Consider the following 18,236-nt stretch of genomic DNA (forward strand, 5'->3'; position numbering starts at 1 on the left):
AGATTGAGCCAGAGATTCTGCGGGAGAGACCATGACTACAGCAACGTCCCTGTCCGTTGGCCAGCCGGCTCCGGAATTCTGCGCACCCGTCTCCAGCGGCGGTGAGCTCTGCTTGAAGAGCCTCCTCGGTCGCAAAGTGGTCCTCTATTTCTACCCCAAGGACAACACTCCGGGCTGTAGTTTGGAAGCCCAGGACTTCGCCACAATGTACCCGGAGTTCCAGGCCATGGGTGCAGAAGTCATCGGTGTCTCACGCGACTCGCTGGCCAGTCACCAGCGCTTCATCGACAAGTTTTCCCTGCCTTTCCCCTTGATCAGCGATGCCGATGAAAAGGTCTGTCGCGCCTACGACGTCATCCAGGAAAAGAAAAACTACGGCAAGACTTATCTGGGAATCGAACGTAGCACCTTTGTCGTGGATCGTGCCGGACAGCTGGCCCATATCGAACGCAAGGTCAAGGTTGCCGGGCACGCGGCCCACATTCTCGACATCGTCAAGACACTGCCATGACCGCTGTGGTCAGCTCGCTGACGGCAGCACCTCGACCTCGGCTGTACGTGCTCGACACCAACGTGCTCATGCACGACCCCTCGGCTCTTTTTCGCTTTCAAGAGCACGACATCTTCCTCCCCATGGTGGTTCTGGAGGAACTCGATCAGCACAAGAAAGGGCTCAGTGAGCAGGCGCGCAACGTCCGCCAGGTCAGTCGGACCCTGGACGATCTGCTGGAAGGCCACGAAGACCTGGAGATAGGCTTACCCCTGCCGCACGCCCAAGGTCGACTGTTCTTCCAGACGGCCGCCTATGAACAGGCCCTGCCGGCGGATCTCGCCGGAGGCAAGGCCGATCACGAGATTCTCGCGGTCACCTTGGCGCTGCAGAATCGGCATCCGGAAAAAGACGTCGTGCTGGTCAGCAAGGATATCAACCTGCGCATCAAAGGGCGCACGCTGGCCATTCGCGTCGAGGATTATCGGAACGACCAGACCCTGGAGGACGTCGATCTTCTCTATACCGGGGTGGAGATCCTCAGCCCCGATTTTTGGGACGTTCACAGCCGCGATCTGGATGCCTGGCAGGAAACCGGGCGCAGTTTCTATCGGATTACCGGCCCGTCCGCGGAACACTGGTATCCCAATCAGTTTCTGTTTCTGCCGCAGAGCGACGATGCCCAGGAAGGCTTTGCCGCCATCGTCCGGCGTATCGAGGGACAGCAGGCGGTCATCGAGCGGGTCAGCGACTTCCGCACAGAACGGCATTCCGTGTGGGGCATTCGCGCGCGCAACCCGGAACAGAATTTTGCCCTGAATCTGCTCATGGATCCGCACATCGATTTCGTCAGCATCATTGGCTCCGCCGGGACCGGCAAGACCCTGCTGACCTTGGCAGCGGCCTTGCACCAGATTTTCGAGAACAAACAATATTCAGAGGTCATCATCACGCGGGCGACGGTGCCCGTCGGTGATGAGATCGGTTTTTTGCCCGGCACGGAAGAAGAAAAGATGCAGCCATGGATGGGGGCGCTGGAGGACAACCTCGAGATCCTCGCACGCGGCGGCGAGGAAGGAGGCAGCTGGGGACGCAGCGCCACTCAGGATCTGGTGAACAAGCGTATTCGCATCAAATCCATGAGCTTCATGCGGGGGCGGACCTTTCTGGAGAAGTTCGTCATCATCGACGAGGCACAGAATCTCACCCCCAAGGAAATGAAGACCCTGATCACCCGCGCGGGACCCGGAACCAAAGTGGTATGCCTGGGCAATATCGCGCAGATCGACACCCCGTATCTATCGGAAACCACCTCGGGTCTCACCTATGTGGTGGATCGTTTCAAATCCTGGGAGCACAGCGGTCACGTCACCCTGCGACGCGGCGAGCGTTCGCGCTTGGCAGATTTTGCCAACGAGGCTCTGTAAGTTCCGCTTTGGAGGCAGCGCTGGCGCGACCCTCCACGAGAACTCTGCCCATTTCTTGATTCTCCACGTCAGTCCGGTATCTTTTGGGCTCCCATCACGTGCCATCCCCGGAAACCGCCGCCATGCCCTCCTGGACCGTTGCCGACAGTCGCAAGCTTTACAATCTGCCTCACTGGAGCGCCGGATATTTCGATATCGACGAGTCCGGTTTCCTGCGGGTGTTCCCCCACGGATCGCCCGGTTCGGAAGGGGTGCGCCTGAGCGAGGTCGTGGCCGCTCTGGGAGAGCAGGGCCTGACCCTGCCCTGTCTGCTGCGCTTCCCGCAGATCCTTGCCCAGCGTGTTCACAGCCTGCGAGCCGCTTTTGGTGCAGCCATGGAGAACTGGAATTACCCGGCGGCCTACACGCCCGTCTATCCCATCAAGGTCAACCAGCATCGACGGGTGGTAGAGAGCATCCTGCAGGCAGGTGACGGCAGCGTCGGTCTGGAAGCGGGGAGCAAGCCGGAACTGCTGACGGTGCTGGCTCTGTCACCGGAAAAAGCCACCATCATCTGCAACGGTTACAAGGATGCCGAGTACATCCGCCTGGCGCTCATGGGTGAGCGGCTGGGTCGGCGGGTTTTTCTGGTGGTAGAGAAAAGTTCCGAACTGCCCTTGATCCTGCAGATTGCCCGTGAACTCCGGGTACAGCCTCGTATCGGCGTACGCGCTCGGCTGGCTTCCGCCGGTGCGGGCAAATGGCAGAACACGGGTGGAGAAAAATCCAAGTTTGGCCTCTCTTCCCACGAGATTCTTCAACTTCTGGAGGAGCTACGCCGAGCCGGGGCGCTGCAGAATCTGCAACTGCTGCATTTCCACCTAGGATCCCAGATTCCGAATATTCAGCACATTCAGGGTGGTATGCGCGAATGTGCCCGTCTTTATCAAGAACTGCGGGGGCAGGGTGCGGATATTCGCGTGGTGGACGTGGGCGGGGGGCTCGGCGTCGATTACGAGGGCACCCACTCCCGCGCCTACTGCTCCGCCAACTACCGCGTCGCCGATTACGCGCAGACGGTGGTGGGAATCCTGGCCGAGCTCTGCCAGCGCGAACAGCTCCCCTACCCGGAGATCGTGTCCGAGTCCGGCCGCGCGCTGACTGCTCACCACGCCGTACTCATCAGCAACATCATCGATGTAGAGCCAGCGCCGGGCGAGCATCCGCCGGCAGGCTCGACCACCAGCCTCTCTGCGCAGGCCTGGCAGCGGCTTCTGGATCGGCTTCGCGGCGCCAGCGCGACACAAGCCATGGAAATCTATCAAGAGGCGGTTTTCCTTCTGGCGGAAAATCAGGAGGCTTTTCGTCTCGGCCTGTTGAAGCTGCCGGAACGGGCACAGGCCGAGAACAGCTATGCGCACCTAATGTGGCGGGTGCGGACCCTCCTGGACCCTGCCAAACGCGCCCATCGTGAGATTCTGGATGAACTGGAAGAAAAGCTCGTAGATAAATATTTCGTCAACTTTTCCCTTTTTCAGTCCTTGCCCGACGTGTGGGCTATCGATCAAGTCTTCCCCATCCTACCCATCCATCGGCTGGACAGCGAACCGACGCGGCGCGGTCGGCTTGAGGACATCACCTGCGACTCCGACGGGCGCATCGACAGCTACGTTTTTGCCGACGGCGTCGGACCGACTCTGCCGCTGCATCCCTGGACCCGCGGCGAAGCCTACCATCTGGGGTTCTTCCTCGTAGGCGCCTATCAGGAGATCCTGGGCGATATGCACAACCTTTTCGGTGATACCGATGCCGTGAACGTAGTCTGTACCGACGACGGCGGTTTTCAGTTGCAGGAGCCCGTACCCGGCGATACCGTCGAAGAAGTGCTGGCCTATGTACAGTTTTCGGCCCAATCCTTGGCTCAGGGCTTTGGCGAGCAGCTGGCGGCGCGGACAGACCTCAGCCCCGATGAGGCCCGAGACTTCCTGCGCCAGTATGAGGAAGGACTGAAGGGCTACACTTACCTCGAGTAGAACCCCAACCCGCGGCTGAGCGGCTGCCGTGGCTCAATCGCCGGCACAGCGCGGTATCTCTAAATCGAAGCTCGGACCAGGGGGTTCTGCCCTCGGGCTGGCGGATCGAAGGATGCGCCAGGCGTTGGCATAGATCGTCAGTCGCCCGTCTCGGGCGTAGCCGATGAGGGTCAAGCCGCAGCGCTCCGCCAGCTGGATCGCCAGACTACTGACACCCGATACGGCCACTACCGTCGGAATACCAAAGCTCAAGGCCTTCAACGCGATCTCAAAACTGAGACGCGAGGAGACCGCCAACAGCCGGGCATCTCCTGCGCTCCAGCCGCAACGCAGAGCGGCGCCGATGGCCTTGTCCACAGCATTGTGACGACCGATATCCTCACGTACGATGAAAGCATCCTCGGTGCCGATTCCGGCGGCATGTGCGGTACCGGTATGGTGGTTGAGCTGCTGCTCCGCACAGAGGCGGGCCAGGCTCTGTTCAATCAGGGTACAGGAGATTCGGCCCTCGTCACGGATCGGTGGAAAGGGCTGCAATCCGCTGAAGTTCGGCACGCCGCACAGTCCGCAGGCACTGCCTCCCGGCAGACAGCGACGTCTGGCATCGGCACGCATGGCCGCCTCGGTTCGCAGCTGCAGATACAGGGCCTGACCATCCGCGCTTTGCTCCCGTTCACAGGCGAGGATATCCTCAGGCGAGTGCAGCACGTCCTCGGTCCACAGAAAGCCCAACACGAAGTCCTCGAGGTCCCGGGGGGTGAGCATCATCACTCCATAGACCGCACCGTTGATGACGATGGAGACGGCGCACTCTTCGAGAATGGCCTCACGATGGACCCCGAAGTCTACCTCTTTATCAAGACATCTGGCCGAAGACCAGATCACCCCACCGATCTCTGGCTCGCGATTCACTCAGCCACCCAGTAAACCGAACACCCGGACGTTCCGGACGGTCCCGCGCGGCATCCCAAGGCCCATTCGGGCCAGCGCGCTCTTACAATGCAGCGGCATGTCGGCTCTCGCGGATGGCACCGGTATGGATACGCACGGGTACACCTTTGGCGGCGGGAGTTTTCGAGTGTTCGTCGTGATACCACAGGGGTATCAGTGGATTGAGCTCCGGGTAGTACCCTCCCACGCAACCGCGGGGCAGAGGAAAAGTCGTGACGCGCAAGCCATCCACCTGCCGTACCAACTCGTCTCCGGCATCGGACTGCAGGCTGACCTCCTGGCCCTCGCGCAGTCCTGCCGCCGTCATATCTTCGCTGTTCATCAACAGGACCATACGCGAGCCTTCCAGGCCACGCAGACGATCGCTATAGCCGTAGATGGTGGTATTGAACTGATCGTTGGAACGCATGGTGATGAGATGGTAGCGCCCCGGTGCATCGCCCAGCCCCAGGGAAGACAGCACCGTGGGTAAGGTAAACTCCGCCTTGCCACTGGCCGTCTGCCAGCGCCGCTCGCGGGCAGGGTTACCGCGGTAGAAACCGCCCGGCGTATCCAGACGTGCGTTGAAGTCGTGAAATTCTGGGTAGGTGGCCGCGATGAGGTCGCGCACCTTGCCGTAGTCTGCAGTCCAAGCATCCCAGTCACAGCGCGGGTTCGGCGCCAGAGTCGCCTTGGCCATGCCCGTCACGATGGCCAACTCGGAGCGCAGATGGGGGCTGGCCGGTTCGTGTTGTCCGTGCGAGGCGTGGATGTGGCTGAAACTATCCTCGATGGTGACGACCTGCGCTCCGCCGGCCTGTACGTCGATCTCGGAGCGCACCAGGCAGGGCAGCAGCCAGGCCTCCTTGCCCGGAAAGAGGTGACTGCGGTTGAGCTTGGTTGCGATGCTGACCGTCAGCTCCTGAGCAGCCCAAGCCTTCTCCATGGCTTCCTGCTCCGGGATGGCCCGCAGAAAGTTGCCACCCAGCGCGATAAAGGCTTTGACCCTCCCGGCGCGAATAGCTTCGCAGGCGTCGACGGTAGCCAGTCCCTGCTCGCGCGGCGGTTGGAAGTCGAAGAGCTCCGCCAAACGATCCAGAGGCACGAGCTCGGGTTTTTCCGAGATACCCACGGTGCGCTGTCCCTGCACATTGGAATGCCCGCGCACGGGGCAGATGCCCGCACCCTCGCGGCCGATATTGCCCCGCAGCAAGAGAAGATTCAGCAGCGTCCCGATGGCCTGGGAACCGTGTACGTGCTGGGTCAGACCCATCCCGTAGACGCCAATCACGCGCTGCGCCTCAGCGTAGACCGACGCTGCACTGGCGAGCGCGTCGCGCTGGAGACCAGAGTGTTGCTCGATCTCTTCCCAAGAGGTCCGACGCACCTGTTCCAGGAAGGCTTCGTGTTGATGACAGTGCTCCTGCAGGAAGTCGCGATCGAGGATGCCGGGACCCCCTCTCTGGAGCGCTGCGTCGTCCATTTCCAGCAGATGTTTGCACACGCCGACAATGGCCGCGATATCGCCGCCGGCCTTTACCTGCAGATACTGATGCGCCAGGCGCGTGCCGTGGCCCGTCAGCATTTCCAGGGGATTTTGCGGATCGATGAACTCCACGAGACCCTTTTCCATCACGGGATTGAACACGATGAGACGACAGCCGCGACGCACGGCCTTCTGCAAGGGGTGCAGAAAGCGGCCGCTGTTGGTGGCAGGGTTCTGACCAAAATAGAAGATGGCATCGCAGTGTTCAAAATCTTCCAGAACGCAGGTGCCCACGGGGGTACCGATGTGCTCCTTCAGGCTCACGGAGGTAGTCTCATGGCACATGTTCGAGCTATCGGGAAGGTTGTTATGGCCGTAAAGCCGTGCGAACAGGGCGTAGAGGTAGGACGTTTCCAACGAGGCGCGACCGGAGGCGTAGAAGACCACCGACTGCGGATCGAGCTGCCGAAGCGTGGCTCCGATGCTGGCGAAGGCCTCGTCCCAGGTGCAGCGTATATAGCGATCGGAACCGACATCGTAGCGCAGGGGCTCGGTCAGACGACCTTGCATCTCCAGGTCGTGGTCGGACCAACGGCGCAGCTCTTCCAAGGAGTGTTCAGCGAAGAATTCCGGCGTGCAGCGATCGGTGGTCAGATCCCAGATAGTAGCTTTGGCACCATTCTCACAGATCTCGAAAAGCCCCGGCTTGGCCGGCTTTCCCCAGGCGCAGGAAGTGCACATGGTGCCGCCGGGTTTGTTGAGCTGGATCAGGGTCCGGCCGACGCCGGGCACTGGGTGTTCCGCGCCGTAGACGTCGACGATGCCGCGCAGCGAGCCCCAGCCACCTGCCGCACCTACCCGAGTTCCTGTGATCCTTCTCTGCTTTTGTGCCATGTCCATCCCCCCGAGCAGGCCAGTTGCAAACCGTTTGGTATGTTCCATTAAACCTAGGCAGGGGGACAAGCCCTGTCAAGGCGCAGGGACTACCCGATTCTCCAAAAAGCCCAAGCCCTCGATCTCCACCCGAACGAGATTGCCGGGCTGCAGGAAGCGGGGCGGCTTGCGAGCAAAGCCGACGCCAGCCGGAGTGCCGGTGGCGACGAGGTCGCCCGGATGCAGGGGCGTCACCTCAGCCAGCGCCTGAATGAGTGTGGCGACATCAAAGAGGAGATCCGCGGTATTGCCGTCTTGAAGGACATCGCCGTCGACCTCGGTGCGCAGATAAAGTCCCCGGGCCCCTTCGGGCAGTTCCTCCGGGGTTGTCACACGCGGACCGCAGGGGCCGCTGTTGGGGAAGTTCTTACCCAGGGTCCACTGACTCGTTCGGAACTGATAGTCGCGCAGGCTGACGTCGTTGAAGATGCTGTAGCCGGCCACGGCCGCGAGAGCCTCGCGACGATGGACCCTGCCATGGACGGTCCGACCCAGGATGACCAACAGCTCGCCCTCGTAGTCCATGGCCTCGGACTGGGCGGGGTAGGGGAGGGCCTCACCAGAGCCGCACAGGGTATCGGGAAAGCGGATGAAAAAGTTGGGAGCGCCGGGCAACTCTGCCCCACTCTCCAGCGCATGATCGCGATAGTTCAAGCCGGCGCAGAGTATTTTCTGTGGCGATGTGGGCGGCAGATAGCGGATGCTCTCCGGATCGACAGAACGGATATGCGCGGTACGGCGCCGGCGCAGATGGCGGGAGAGGATTTTCGGGTCTTCCTGTAGCAAGTGCTGGGGCTGGAGCGTCTCGTCCAGCGATTGCAGGGAGAATAGCTCTTCCTCCAGCCAGACTCCCCACTCCACCACGCCCCTGCGAACATAACGGCTCCACTGCACAGCACACCTCCTAGTCGTTGTTCGGGGTGGCAAAGGCACCCGCGTCCGGGCCTTCCAGCAAGAACTGCTCCACGGCCTGCAGACTTTTGGGATCCCCGAAGATAACCAGCACGTCGCCGGCGCGCAAACGCATGCTGTTGGCCGGATCACGCCCGCGGATACCCCGCCTGCGCAGCGCCGTGACCTGCACCCCCAAAGCGGGCAGATCCAGCTCGGCCAAAGTCTTGCCAATGGCCCAGCCGGTATCACCCAAGGCGACGGAGAGCAGCCGTGGAGAGTCCCGGTCCTCGCCCGGTTCCGAACCGCCCCAGAAGCTGGCGCGGAAGACGTGATAGCGTTCCTGCCGGAAGCGACGCACCCGGCGCAACACCTGACTCATGGGGAAGCCCAACTGCAGCAGGGTCTGAGAGGCGAGCATGAGCGCGCCTTCCGTCACTTCCGGCACGACCTCGTCGGCGCCGGCGGCCTCCAGGATGGCAATCTGACTGTCGTCGTGGGCGCGAGCCAGAATCGGCAGCTGCGGCTGCAATTCCGCAGCCACGGCCAGAACCCGACGACTGATCGTCACATCCCCAAAAGTTACCACCAGGGCGCGAGCATCGGCCAAACCCGAAGCGAGCAGGACGTCACGACGACTCGCGTCGCCGAAGAAAATGGATTCACCGGCCGATTGCGCCTGGCGCACGCGGGCGGGATCGAGGTCCAGGGCCAGGTACGGAATGCCTTCTTCTTCCAGCACCCGACCGATACTCTGGCCCACCCGTCCGTAGCCGCAGAGAATGACGTGCTCCTTGAGCTGGATGCCGCGAATTTCGCGGAGGGCACGCTCGCGACTGCGCCGGTAGCTACCGACGAGTTGTCGCGCTATCCAGCCGTTGTGCTCCAGGAGAATGGGCGCGAGCATCAGCGACATCAGCATGGCACCGAGGAGCGGCTGCAGCACCGGTGCGGGCAACAGGTGGAATTGATTGGCCAGGGACAAGAGGACAAAACCGAACTCTCCCGCCTGCGCCAGCACCAGCGCCGTACGCAGCGCCACTCCCTGCTCGAAGCCGAATAGGCGGCAGCTGCCCCAGACCACCGCACCCTTGATGATCAGGATCGCTGCCAGTAGGGCAAGGATCCAGGCAAGATCGGCCAGGATCAGGCGCAGATCCACCAGCATGCCGATGGTAATGAAGAACAGCCCCAGAAGAATGTCGCGGAAGGCCGCGATGTCCGCCTCTACCTGATAACGGTAGGCGGTTTCGGCAATGAGCATACCCGCCACGAAGGCGCCCAGGGCCAAGGATAGACCTGCCGCCTCGGTGATCCAGGCAAGCCCCAGGGTGACGAAGAGGACGTTGAGCGTGAAAAGCTCACTGGACTTACGCTGCGCCACCAGCTGGAACCAAGGCCGAATCACCGGCCGCCCCAGCACCAGCAGAATCAACAGAACCACCGCCGCTTTTACCCCAGCGAAGGCGAGGGCGGCGGGCAGGGCAGCCCGATCCCCGGCCAGGGCGGGGATCAATACCAGCAGCGGCACCACGGCGAGATCCTGGAACAGCAGGATACTGATGGCGATTCGACCGTGGCGGGAGGCACTTTCCATTTTCTCCGCCAGTACCCGCGCCACCATGGCCGTCGATGACATCGCCAGGATTCCGCCGACGACGACTCCACTGCGCCAGCCCAGCCCCAAGACCGCCGCCATGCCAAGAAAGGCCGCCAGCGAGGCCAGTACCTGCAGACTGCCCATGCCGAACACCAGACGCCGCATGGTGATGAACTGCGCCGGACTGAACTCCAAGCCGATGCTGAACATGAGAAAAACCACCCCGAATTCCGCCAGTTGCCGCGTGCGTTCGAGATCGGGCACCACCGCCAGGGCGTGCGGTCCCAGCAGGACGCCCGTCAGCAGATAGGCGAATATCGCCGGTAGGCGCAGCCACTTCAAAAGTCCGACGAGGACTACCGTCGTCGCCAGCAGCACGACGACGATGAGCAGGCTGGAGTCGGGCATGGTTGAGGGGTCTCCCGGGCGGGTTTTTTGTTATCATAGCGCAAAAGGAGCACGACATTATGATCATCGTTACGGGCGGGGCAGGTTTCATCGGCGCCAATCTGGTGGCCGCACTCAACGCGCGGGGAGAGCGCGATATCCTGGTGGTGGACCACCTTCAGCAGGCGGACAAGTTCCGCAATCTCTCGGGCCTGGACATTGCCGATTATCTGGAAGCGGAGACTTTCCTTGCCCGCCTCGAGTCCGGGAGCTTCGCGGGTGTGGAAGCGATTTTCCACGAGGGTGCCTGTTCCGACACCATGGCCAGCGACGGTCGCTACGTCATGACCAACAACTATGAATACAGCAAGGCCCTGCTGCATTGGGCGCAGAGACAGGATGTGCCGCTGCTCTACGCCTCCAGCGCCTCGGTGTACGGCCGCAGCGGTCGCTTCACGGAGACTCGGGACGCAGAAGATCCACTCAACATTTACGGCTTCAGCAAATTCCAGTTCGATCAATACCTGCGTCGCCACTGGCAGGAGCTGCGTGCGCCCGTCCACGGATTCCGGTATTTCAACGTGTATGGGCCGCGAGAATTCCACAAGGGGCGGATGGCCTCCGTTGCCCTGCATTTCTCCCGCCAATATCGCCTCGATGGACACGTGCATCTCTTTGCCGGCTCCGGCGGTTATGCCGATGGCGAGCAGCGCCGGGACTTCATCCACGTCGACGACGTCTGTGCCGTCAACATGCACTTTCTCGAGCATCCGCGCTCGGGCATCTACAATGTGGGCACGGGCGTGGCGCGAACCTTCAACGCCATGGCGGTGGCCGTCATCAACGCTATCGAAGCCCGCCAGGGCGGTCCGAGCCGCGACCTGGAAAAGCTCCAGAAAACCGAGGTCATCCGTTACATTCCCATGCCCGAGAGTCTGCACGATAAATACCAGAGCTTTACCGAGGCCGACATCCGCCAGTTGCGGGCGGCGGGTTACCAGGCGCCTATGCTGTCGGTGGAAGAGGGCGTGGCCCGCTACATCGCCTGGCTCGAGGGGCAGAGCGCGTGACGCCCGGTCGTGTGCTCGTCACCGGCGTCGCAGGCTTCATCGGCTTTCACCTGTGTCGACGCCTGCTGGCCGAAGGCTGGACGGTCACCGGCCTCGACAACCTCAACGATTACTACGACCCGGCGCTCAAGCGTGCCCGTCTGAATCAACTGGAGGGACATCCCGCCTTCACCTTCCTGCACAGAGATATCGCCCAGCGTGCGGAAATGCATGCGGTGTTCTCCGGGCCCCACTTCGATCTGGTGGTAAACCTCGCCGCGCAGGCGGGCGTCCGCTACTCCTTGGATAACCCTTACAGTTATGCCGACAGCAATCTCACGGGTTTCGTACACATCCTTGAGGGCTGTCGCCAGCAAGGTGTAAAGCATCTTCTCTTTGCCTCGTCCAGCTCGGTTTATGGCGCCAACAGCCGCTTGCCCTACAGCGAACACGACCCCGTGGACCATCCGGTAAGCCTTTATGCCGCCACCAAAAGGGCGGCCGAACTGATGGCCCACAGCTACGCGCAGCTCTACGACATTCCCAGCACGGGGCTACGATTTTTTACCGTCTACGGGCCATGGGGGCGGCCTGACATGGCCTACTTCAGCTTTACCCGCAAGATCCTGGCCGGCGAGCCCATTCCCGTATTCAATCACGGTCGGATGCAGCGCGACTTTACCTATATTGACGATATCGTCGAGGCAGTCGTGCGTCTTGTAGATCATCCGCCCCAGAGACAGACGCAGTGGCCGGTGGATCCGGCCAGCAGTGCGGCGCCCTTTCGGATCTACAATATCGGCAATCATCAGCCGGTGGAACTTCTCGATTTCATTACCATTCTGGAGGAGTGCCTGGGACGCAAGGCACAGTTGGAATTGTTACCCATGCAGGCGGGCGACGTGCTCGCCACCTACGCCGAGGTGGACGATCTCGCGAGATTGGTGGACTTCGCCCCGCGCACCCCTCTGGTGCGGGGGCTCGAGCAGTTCGTGCAGTGGTATCGCCAGTATTACGGCACACAGTAGCCGGCGGGCCGCTTCCGGATCCGGGCCATGCACGAGACAAGGGGTCGAACGCCGGATGAGCCGGCGTTTACGCCTAGTGTGGAGTGACTGCCCCGATCTGCGCTCCCTCTGCAAATTCAGCCCCCGGCACCATTTGCCGTAGGGAGCGAAAACTCAGCCACCGCTTGTTCTCATAATCGTAAAGCTGGCACTGGCGAAAAATCCGGCGTACCAGCGCAAAGCTGAAGCGACTCTCGTGTAGATAGGCGCCATAATGTTTGCGCAGATCCGCATAGGCACCGCGCAGATGATAGAAAGGGATACGCGGGTCCACGTGATGCGGCGCGTGTATCAGGATGCCGTGGATGAGGGCCTCACTCAAGGCCGAGCAACGTACGACGGTACTGCAATACATCTGCCCAATGCTCTGACTCCATTCCTCTTTTTCCGAGAAAAAAGGAAGATCGGGATGGGTGTGGTGAAGAAACACGAACAAGGCGATGTAGTAGTTGAAGACCACGAAAGGCAGGATCAGGGCCGCAAACCAGCCAACCCAGCCCGACAGCCACAGCGCCACGGCGGAAAACACTAAGAAAAAGAGCAGGGTATAGATCTTTGCCAGCAAAAAGGAACGCTGGTCCTTGTTCTTTGGATCGGCGCGAAAACGTACCATCCCAGGCCACCACACCCGCAGGAGATAGTGCAGAGCGCAGCCGTAGGGGCTGCGCTCCAGCCGATAGAGGAGTCGTTGCCAGACGCTCTTGGCGCGATACTCCGCCGGTGTCCAGGGGCGCCAGATCCAGTCGATGGATACCAGACTGGTGAAGCCGTGGTGCACGCGGTTGTGGCCAAAGGCCCAGAGGCGATACATGTTGAGGGAAGGCAACATGAAGAGGGTTCCGAGTATCTCTCCCACACGCTTGCTCTGGAAGAGGGCGCCGTGGGCGGCGTCGTGGGCCCAGACAAACATGAAGGCAACGGCCGAGCCCGCCAACAACCCACAGAGTATCTGCGCCCACCACCACGGGAGCAGAAGGGCACCGGCGATGCTGAGCAGATAGAGCGCGCCGTCAAATCCGTACCACAGCAGCGCTCGCGCCGGCGAACGACGGTAGCGCTCGGGTGAGATGGCGTTACGCAGCTCTTGTAGCTTTACCGATTGCAGGGCTTCCCAGTCCTGAGACGCGTTTGCTTCGGACATTGCACTCCCTCCTCCAGCAAGATAGGTACATGAACAACGATATTAATACGCGATTATGCTAAGATGAAGTTCGTCAGGCAAGTCCTGGGCAGCACGTGTTGGTGCCCTTGGGCGGCCGAATGCACTCATATGCTGCGGGTCTGCCTTCGGACCACCACCGGCGCACGACCAGGCGCGACCATCGGCCGTGGGCTCTTCCCCTTTCGGCGCTGAAGGTGCTACTCTTTCTCAGAGGTATGTCAGCGACCTTCGTGTAGTTACATCTGTGTTGTTCATCCATCGTGCAAGGAGAAGTGCAAACATGTTAGACGTAGCCAAATTCAAGCCCGTCGCTCGCGTTATCTTCATCGCCGGCGTCATCGCTCTTGCCAGCGCCTGTGCCAAGAAGGAAGAGTCCAGCGCCCCGGCGAGCAGCTCCGCCACCACCGAGTCCTCGTCTTCCGCTTCTTCGGACAACGGCAGCGCCGCGACCGAGAGCAGCAGCTCCAGCGATATGTCCTCCAGCTCCACCGCTCCGATGGAATCCGCTGCTTCTTCCGATGAAAGCGGCTCGTCCAGCAGTGCCGGCACGAGCAGCAGCGACAACGGCAGTTCCGATTAATAACCCATCTTTACCAACGCTTGTCAGAGTCCTCTGAACAGGGAGGGGCATCATGATTCGTGTAGATAACATTCGGGCGTCTTGGCTCCGCATCCTGGCCATGTCCTGCGTAGTTGCGCTGGCCGCCGGCTGTGGCCAAGGGAAGCAGAGCGAGTCCACCGGAAGCAGTGATTCCGGTGCGACCAGTTCCAGCTCTTCCTCCGACAGTGGTTCCTCTGCCGCGACCAATTCGCCTGCGGCTTTCCAGCCGCAGAGTGGGGGCGGTCACCTGGTCAAGGTGGCAGCCGCCATGAGCAGCGACCAGATGGCCAAGGCCAAATCCCTGGCGGAAGCCAAGGGCTGTTTTGCCTGTCATCAGGTGGAAGCCAAGGTGGTTGGTCCGGCCTTTGCCTGGGTAGCCTATAAGTATAAGGGCGATCCCAAGGCTCTGGCGACCGTCAGTCACGCCATTCAGCACGGCGTCGCTGGCGTATGGGGCGGTATGCCCATGCCGGCCCAGAATGTTACGCCGGAACAGGCCAAAGAGCTGGCCAGTTGGGTACTTGCTCAAAAGCCTATCGCTCCTCCCAAAGCCTCCTGAGTACTCAGTCGGCGATCCAACCCCCGCTTTGGCGGGGGTTTTTGTTTTGAGCCATGCGAATTCACGAGCGACTGAAGAAATTCTCCTGGATTGCCAGCACCTATTATGCTGAGGGTCTGCCCTTTTCCCTGGTGCAGCAGGTATCGGTCCAGTTCTTTACCTTTGCGGGCGCCAGTCTGCAGACCATCGGTCTGTTATCCCTGTTGGGCCTCCCCTGGAATCTCAAATGGTTCTGGAGCCCCTTCATCGATCTGTTTGGCAACAAGAAAAGCTGGCTGGTCCTCATGGAGCTGCTCCTGGGCGCTGTCGCCATCCTGCTCATTTGGCCGGCCCAGAAGCTCGACCTGGATCTGGCTTTCAAGATTTTTGCGCTCATGGCCTTTCTCTCAGCCACCCACGATATGTCCGTGGATGGCTACTACATTCAGACCCTGGCGGTAGATGCACAGGCCGCCTACTCCGGTCTGCGCGTTGCCGCCTATCGTGTGGCCATGCTGGTGGGCAACGGTGGACTGGTTGTCCTGGCGGGCTGGGTATCCTGGACCGCCTGCTTCCTTACAGCAGGGGGGATGCTGTGGCTGCTCGCCGCCTTCCATCGCTGGATCCTCCCGCAACCACCCTCGGCAGTAGTCAGGGCAAGCCGCCGCATCGCCACCGTGCAGGCCTTTCGCTCTTACCTGGGACAAAAACATATCGTCTGGGCGCTGGCCTTCATCCTTTTTTTTCGTGCAGGGGATGCCTTGATGTTTGCCATGGTCACGCCCTTTCTCAACCATCTCGGGTATGGGCTGGTGGCACGCGGCCTGCTCACCGGGGCGGTCGGTACCCTGACCGGTATCGGCGGCGCCCTGCTGGGGGGGGTGATCATTGCCCGCTGGGGACTGCGCCGCGCGCTTCTCCCTTTGGCGGCCGTGCAGTCCTTTGCCATTCCTGCCTACGCCTGGCTGGCGTGGGCAACGCCCGATCTGCTCTGGGTCGGCCTGGTGGTGGCTTTCGAGCAGGCCGCGGCAGGCTTGGGTACTGCCGTGCTTATGGTGTTTCTCATGCAGCGCTGTCAGAAGAGTTTCGAGGCCACCCATTTTGCCATCGGCTCCGCACTGATGTCCGTCGCCTCTACGGTGGCTGGAAGCTACAGCGGATTTCTGGCGGCTGAAGTGGGTTTTACCACATTTTTTCTCTTGGCATTCGTCGCCGCATTGCCTAGTCTGGTGATTGCATACCTGTTGCCAAAGGACCTCTTCCCAGAACACCGCCATAGGGTCTGAGCGAACCCAGAAGGAACCGAGCGATGCCCGAAAGTTTTTTCATGCGCATAACACGACGCTGTCCGCCGATCCCTGGGTGCAGGCTGCTCCGACTGGGCCTGCTGTTGCTGGTGTGCGGCGGTTGGTTTGGGGTTCCGAGAGTACACGCGACGCCCCTGCCGGCGCTGCCGACCCACGCGGCCGATGGGAAGTGGAGCGTGCTCATCCAGAGAGCAGACGAGGCACAGCCGATCTTTGCCCATCAGGCGAACACGGCGCTTGCTCCCGCTTCCGTTCTAAAGCTGTTCAGCACTGCCTACGTCTTGGATCGTCTCGGAGCCGATGCGCGCCAACGCACGGAGCTGCGGGCCGAGGGCCTGGATCGGGGCACGGTTCTGGGTCCCTTGTATCTTGTGGGTGGTGGCGATCCCAATCTCTCTTCCCGCAGCTTTCCCTACACCGGCCGATCAGAGCACGGACCCGATCCCTTGATCGCTCTGCGCGACCTGGCCGCGCAGTTGTGGAAGGCGGGCGTGCGCCGCATTCCCGAAGGTATCGTCGCCGTGGATGGGCCATTCCCAGCGGAATCCAGTCCGCCACCCGGCTGGACCTCGGACGATCAGCGATTTTGGTATGGCGCTCCCATTCACGGGCTCACCATCAACGATGCCAGTGTCCTGGTACGCATCCGTCCGGCAGCAAGATCGGGCGTTCTGGCCGAGGCGCAGATTACGCCGAATCCTCAGGGCTTCATCCACAACGCCGTGCGCACGGTAGGCAAACAGCAGGAAGTCGAGCCGATCCGTCTGGTGGCCGAGGCTTCCGGCTGGCGCCTGTCCGGCAGTGTACGTGTGGGATCTGGGGTTTTTGTTGCGGGTCTTGCACAGCCCGATCCCCCACGCTTTGCCGCTGTAGCTCTGATGACCGCGCTGCAAGAGCAGGGGATAGTCGTTTCCAATCGAATTCAGGTACAGCCTCTTTCCGTCCACGCCGATGCAGGGGAGGGCATGCCAACTGTGGGAGCAGCGATGCCCCCCCTGGCCCACGCCAAGCTCTTGCTGGCAGAGCATTGGTCGCCGCCATTGGCAGAGGAAATCCAAGTCATCAACAAGGTCAGTCAAAACACGCACATCGAGACCCTGCTGCGCCTGGCGGACCTCGCCCAAGGTCGCACCGGCACCCGGAGCTCGGCCGTGGCCGGCCTGCAGGATTGGGCGCGCGCACGGGGACTGGTCGATGCCGAGACGCGACTGGTGGACGCCAGTGGTCTGTCGCGAGAGGATCGGCTGAGCGCCAACGATCTGGTGCACCTGCTGAGCTGGGCCCTGCGTCAGCCATGGTGGCCTGTATATGCCGCCTCCTTGCCGGAAGCGGGCAGCGATGGCACCCTGCGCCACCGTTTACAGGATCTGGACGCGGGGATCGTTCTGGCCAAGACTGGCACCCTGGCCGAAGCCTTGTCTTTGGCTGGTATCCTCTACGTCAAACCCGGACAGGCCTATGTATTTGCGATTCTGGTCAACGATTTTTCCGTGTCACGCACGGCCTTGCGCCGAATCATGGACCATTTTGTGCGGGAATGGGTGCGCACCCTTGCGTTGGAAACGCCGAGCGAAGCGAAGAGCGTCTCTGCTGTTGCCGGTGCAGGTGGCTGAACTCATGGAAGCGTATCGGTCATCCAACTACGTCTGCCCAAGCCTCCGGCACAACTGGACGATTGGCGGTCCGGCCGGCGGACATCGCGGCGCGATCCTAGGCGCCTGGAATCCGCACTCGCAGCGCCAAAGCCTCTGGCGTAATCTCCGTGCAGATCGCCAGCTTAAACAGCGTCTTGCACGAGAAATATCCGAAACTCCACGAAGTGTGTGGGGTGGCTGTGCATCGTGGTGGGAGCACCACTACTTTGCGCCTGGGCTTGATCCACGTACCGCTTGCCGGATTGCTGGATGGATGCGCCAGAATGCCTGGCTATGGCTGGATGGCCGACACGTTTGCCTGGTCTACTGTGCGGGCCGGCGAGCGACGCGAGCAGCCTAGTTTCGCTCGTCTTTCTTATTTGGAAGCACTTCGGAATCGTCGCCCAGCACTCGGTAATCCCTCGTGAAAATATCTTTCCGTACAGCAGCATTCCGCTTGCGACCACGCCACCAGAGATAAACGGTCCAGACGACACCTAACACGGCAAAGGCGATCAGCGCGAATATCGCAAAAAAGAAAAAGGCCAGTAGCAGTACAGCCGCGACCAGGCTCAGCAGTACGCGCTGCCACCAGCGAGGGGCGTTCATACGAAAGCTGCGAAACCTTGCCATCCGTGCTCCGAGCTAGAAAGAAAATTTCCCATGTAGACTTCCCATGGTAGAGTCCGAGGGTAGCATAAGGTTCCCGACGCTAACGAGGT

The 18,236-nt window shown here is 61.3% G+C and carries 16 protein-coding genes; 9 read left to right on the forward strand and 7 right to left on the reverse strand.

The features are described from left to right. The first annotated feature begins 31 nt into the window (after nt 1-31). From Q0C23_RS07885 to speA, 3 genes are all read left to right on the forward strand, one after another. On the forward strand, nt 32-511 hold the full coding sequence (locus tag Q0C23_RS07885; protein WP_291511821.1) for a peroxiredoxin: 480 nt from the start codon (nt 32-34) through the stop codon (nt 509-511). After that, nucleotides 508-1,917: a PhoH family protein gene (locus Q0C23_RS07890; RefSeq protein WP_291511822.1), complete on the forward strand. Its 1,410-nt coding sequence runs from the start codon at nt 508-510 to the stop codon at nt 1,915-1,917. The genes Q0C23_RS07885 and Q0C23_RS07890 overlap by 4 nt, the downstream gene beginning before the upstream one ends. Before the next feature lie 122 nt (nt 1,918-2,039). Next, nucleotides 2,040-3,929, forward strand: coding sequence for a biosynthetic arginine decarboxylase (gene speA / locus Q0C23_RS07895; RefSeq protein WP_291511823.1), 1,890 nt, complete (start codon nt 2,040-2,042; stop codon nt 3,927-3,929). Nucleotides 3,930-3,962: 33 nt separating this feature from the next. Here the strand turns inward: speA and fdhD are convergent, their stop codons facing one another. The 4 genes from fdhD to Q0C23_RS07915 form a co-directional block, all read right to left on the reverse strand. After that, nucleotides 3,963-4,841: a formate dehydrogenase accessory sulfurtransferase FdhD gene (gene fdhD / locus Q0C23_RS07900; protein WP_291511824.1), complete on the reverse strand. Its 879-nt coding sequence runs from the start codon at nt 4,839-4,841 to the stop codon at nt 3,963-3,965. Between the two features lie 82 nt (nt 4,842-4,923). After that, a complete protein-coding gene (locus Q0C23_RS07905; protein WP_291511825.1) occupies nt 4,924-7,239 on the reverse strand; it encodes an FdhF/YdeP family oxidoreductase in 2,316 nt (771 codons plus the stop codon). Nucleotides 7,240-7,314: 75 nt separating this feature from the next. Beyond that, complete coding sequence (locus Q0C23_RS07910; protein ID WP_291511826.1) at nt 7,315-8,172, reverse strand: fumarylacetoacetate hydrolase family protein; 858 nt, start codon at nt 8,170-8,172, stop codon at nt 7,315-7,317. A 10-nt stretch (nt 8,173-8,182) separates the two neighbouring features. Continuing rightward, the gene (locus tag Q0C23_RS07915) at nt 8,183-10,177 is read right to left on the reverse strand and encodes a monovalent cation:proton antiporter family protein (protein ID WP_291511827.1); all 1,995 of its coding nucleotides are present in this window, start codon (nt 10,175-10,177) and stop codon (nt 8,183-8,185) included. Nucleotides 10,178-10,236: 59 nt separating this feature from the next. Here Q0C23_RS07915 and rfaD point away from each other — a divergent pair, with 59 nt between their 5' ends. Together rfaD and Q0C23_RS07925 are read left to right on the forward strand one after the other, a co-directional pair. Continuing rightward, nucleotides 10,237-11,226 carry an ADP-glyceromanno-heptose 6-epimerase gene (gene rfaD, locus Q0C23_RS07920; protein ID WP_291511828.1) on the forward strand — a complete coding sequence of 330 codons (990 nt, stop codon included), beginning with the start codon at nt 10,237-10,239 and terminating at the stop codon, nt 11,224-11,226. After that, complete coding sequence (locus Q0C23_RS07925; RefSeq protein WP_291511829.1) at nt 11,223-12,233, forward strand: NAD-dependent epimerase; 1,011 nt, start codon at nt 11,223-11,225, stop codon at nt 12,231-12,233. The genes rfaD and Q0C23_RS07925 overlap by 4 nt, the downstream gene beginning before the upstream one ends. 73 nt (nt 12,234-12,306) lie before the next feature. Here Q0C23_RS07925 and Q0C23_RS07930 read toward each other — a convergent pair whose 3' ends face one another. Beyond that, nucleotides 12,307-13,413, reverse strand: coding sequence for a fatty acid desaturase (locus tag Q0C23_RS07930; RefSeq protein ID WP_291511830.1), 1,107 nt, complete (start codon nt 13,411-13,413; stop codon nt 12,307-12,309). A 228-nt stretch (nt 13,414-13,641) separates the two neighbouring features. Then, nucleotides 13,642-13,998: a hypothetical protein gene (locus Q0C23_RS07935; protein WP_291511831.1), complete on the reverse strand. Its 357-nt coding sequence runs from the start codon at nt 13,996-13,998 to the stop codon at nt 13,642-13,644. 68 nt (nt 13,999-14,066) lie between these two features. On the opposite strand from Q0C23_RS07935, the gene Q0C23_RS07940 reads away from it, so the two are divergent. From Q0C23_RS07940 to Q0C23_RS07955, 4 genes are all read left to right on the forward strand, one after another. Further along, the gene (locus tag Q0C23_RS07940; protein WP_291511832.1) at nt 14,067-14,594 is read left to right on the forward strand and encodes a c-type cytochrome; all 528 of its coding nucleotides are present in this window, start codon (nt 14,067-14,069) and stop codon (nt 14,592-14,594) included. 53 nt (nt 14,595-14,647) lie between these two features. Continuing rightward, nucleotides 14,648-15,859, forward strand: a complete 1,212-nt coding sequence (locus tag Q0C23_RS07945) for an MFS transporter (RefSeq protein ID WP_291511833.1) — start codon at nt 14,648-14,650, stop codon at nt 15,857-15,859. A gap of 197 nt (nt 15,860-16,056) precedes the next feature. Continuing rightward, the gene (gene dacB / locus Q0C23_RS07950; RefSeq protein WP_291511834.1) at nt 16,057-17,493 is read left to right on the forward strand and encodes a D-alanyl-D-alanine carboxypeptidase/D-alanyl-D-alanine-endopeptidase; all 1,437 of its coding nucleotides are present in this window, start codon (nt 16,057-16,059) and stop codon (nt 17,491-17,493) included. Between the two features lie 4 nt (nt 17,494-17,497). Further along, nucleotides 17,498-17,875, forward strand: coding sequence for a DUF3293 domain-containing protein (locus Q0C23_RS07955; RefSeq protein ID WP_291511835.1), 378 nt, complete (start codon nt 17,498-17,500; stop codon nt 17,873-17,875). Here Q0C23_RS07955 and Q0C23_RS07960 read toward each other — a convergent pair. Next, nucleotides 17,872-18,147 carry a hypothetical protein gene (locus Q0C23_RS07960; RefSeq protein ID WP_291511836.1) on the reverse strand — a complete coding sequence of 92 codons (276 nt, stop codon included), beginning with the start codon at nt 18,145-18,147 and terminating at the stop codon, nt 17,872-17,874. The genes Q0C23_RS07955 and Q0C23_RS07960 overlap by 4 nt on opposite strands. Nucleotides 18,148-18,236: the final 89 nt, after the last annotated feature.

The sequence above is a fragment of the Acidithiobacillus sp. genome (assembly GCF_023256195.1).
Classification (GTDB): domain Bacteria; phylum Pseudomonadota; class Gammaproteobacteria; order Acidithiobacillales; family Acidithiobacillaceae; genus Acidithiobacillus_A.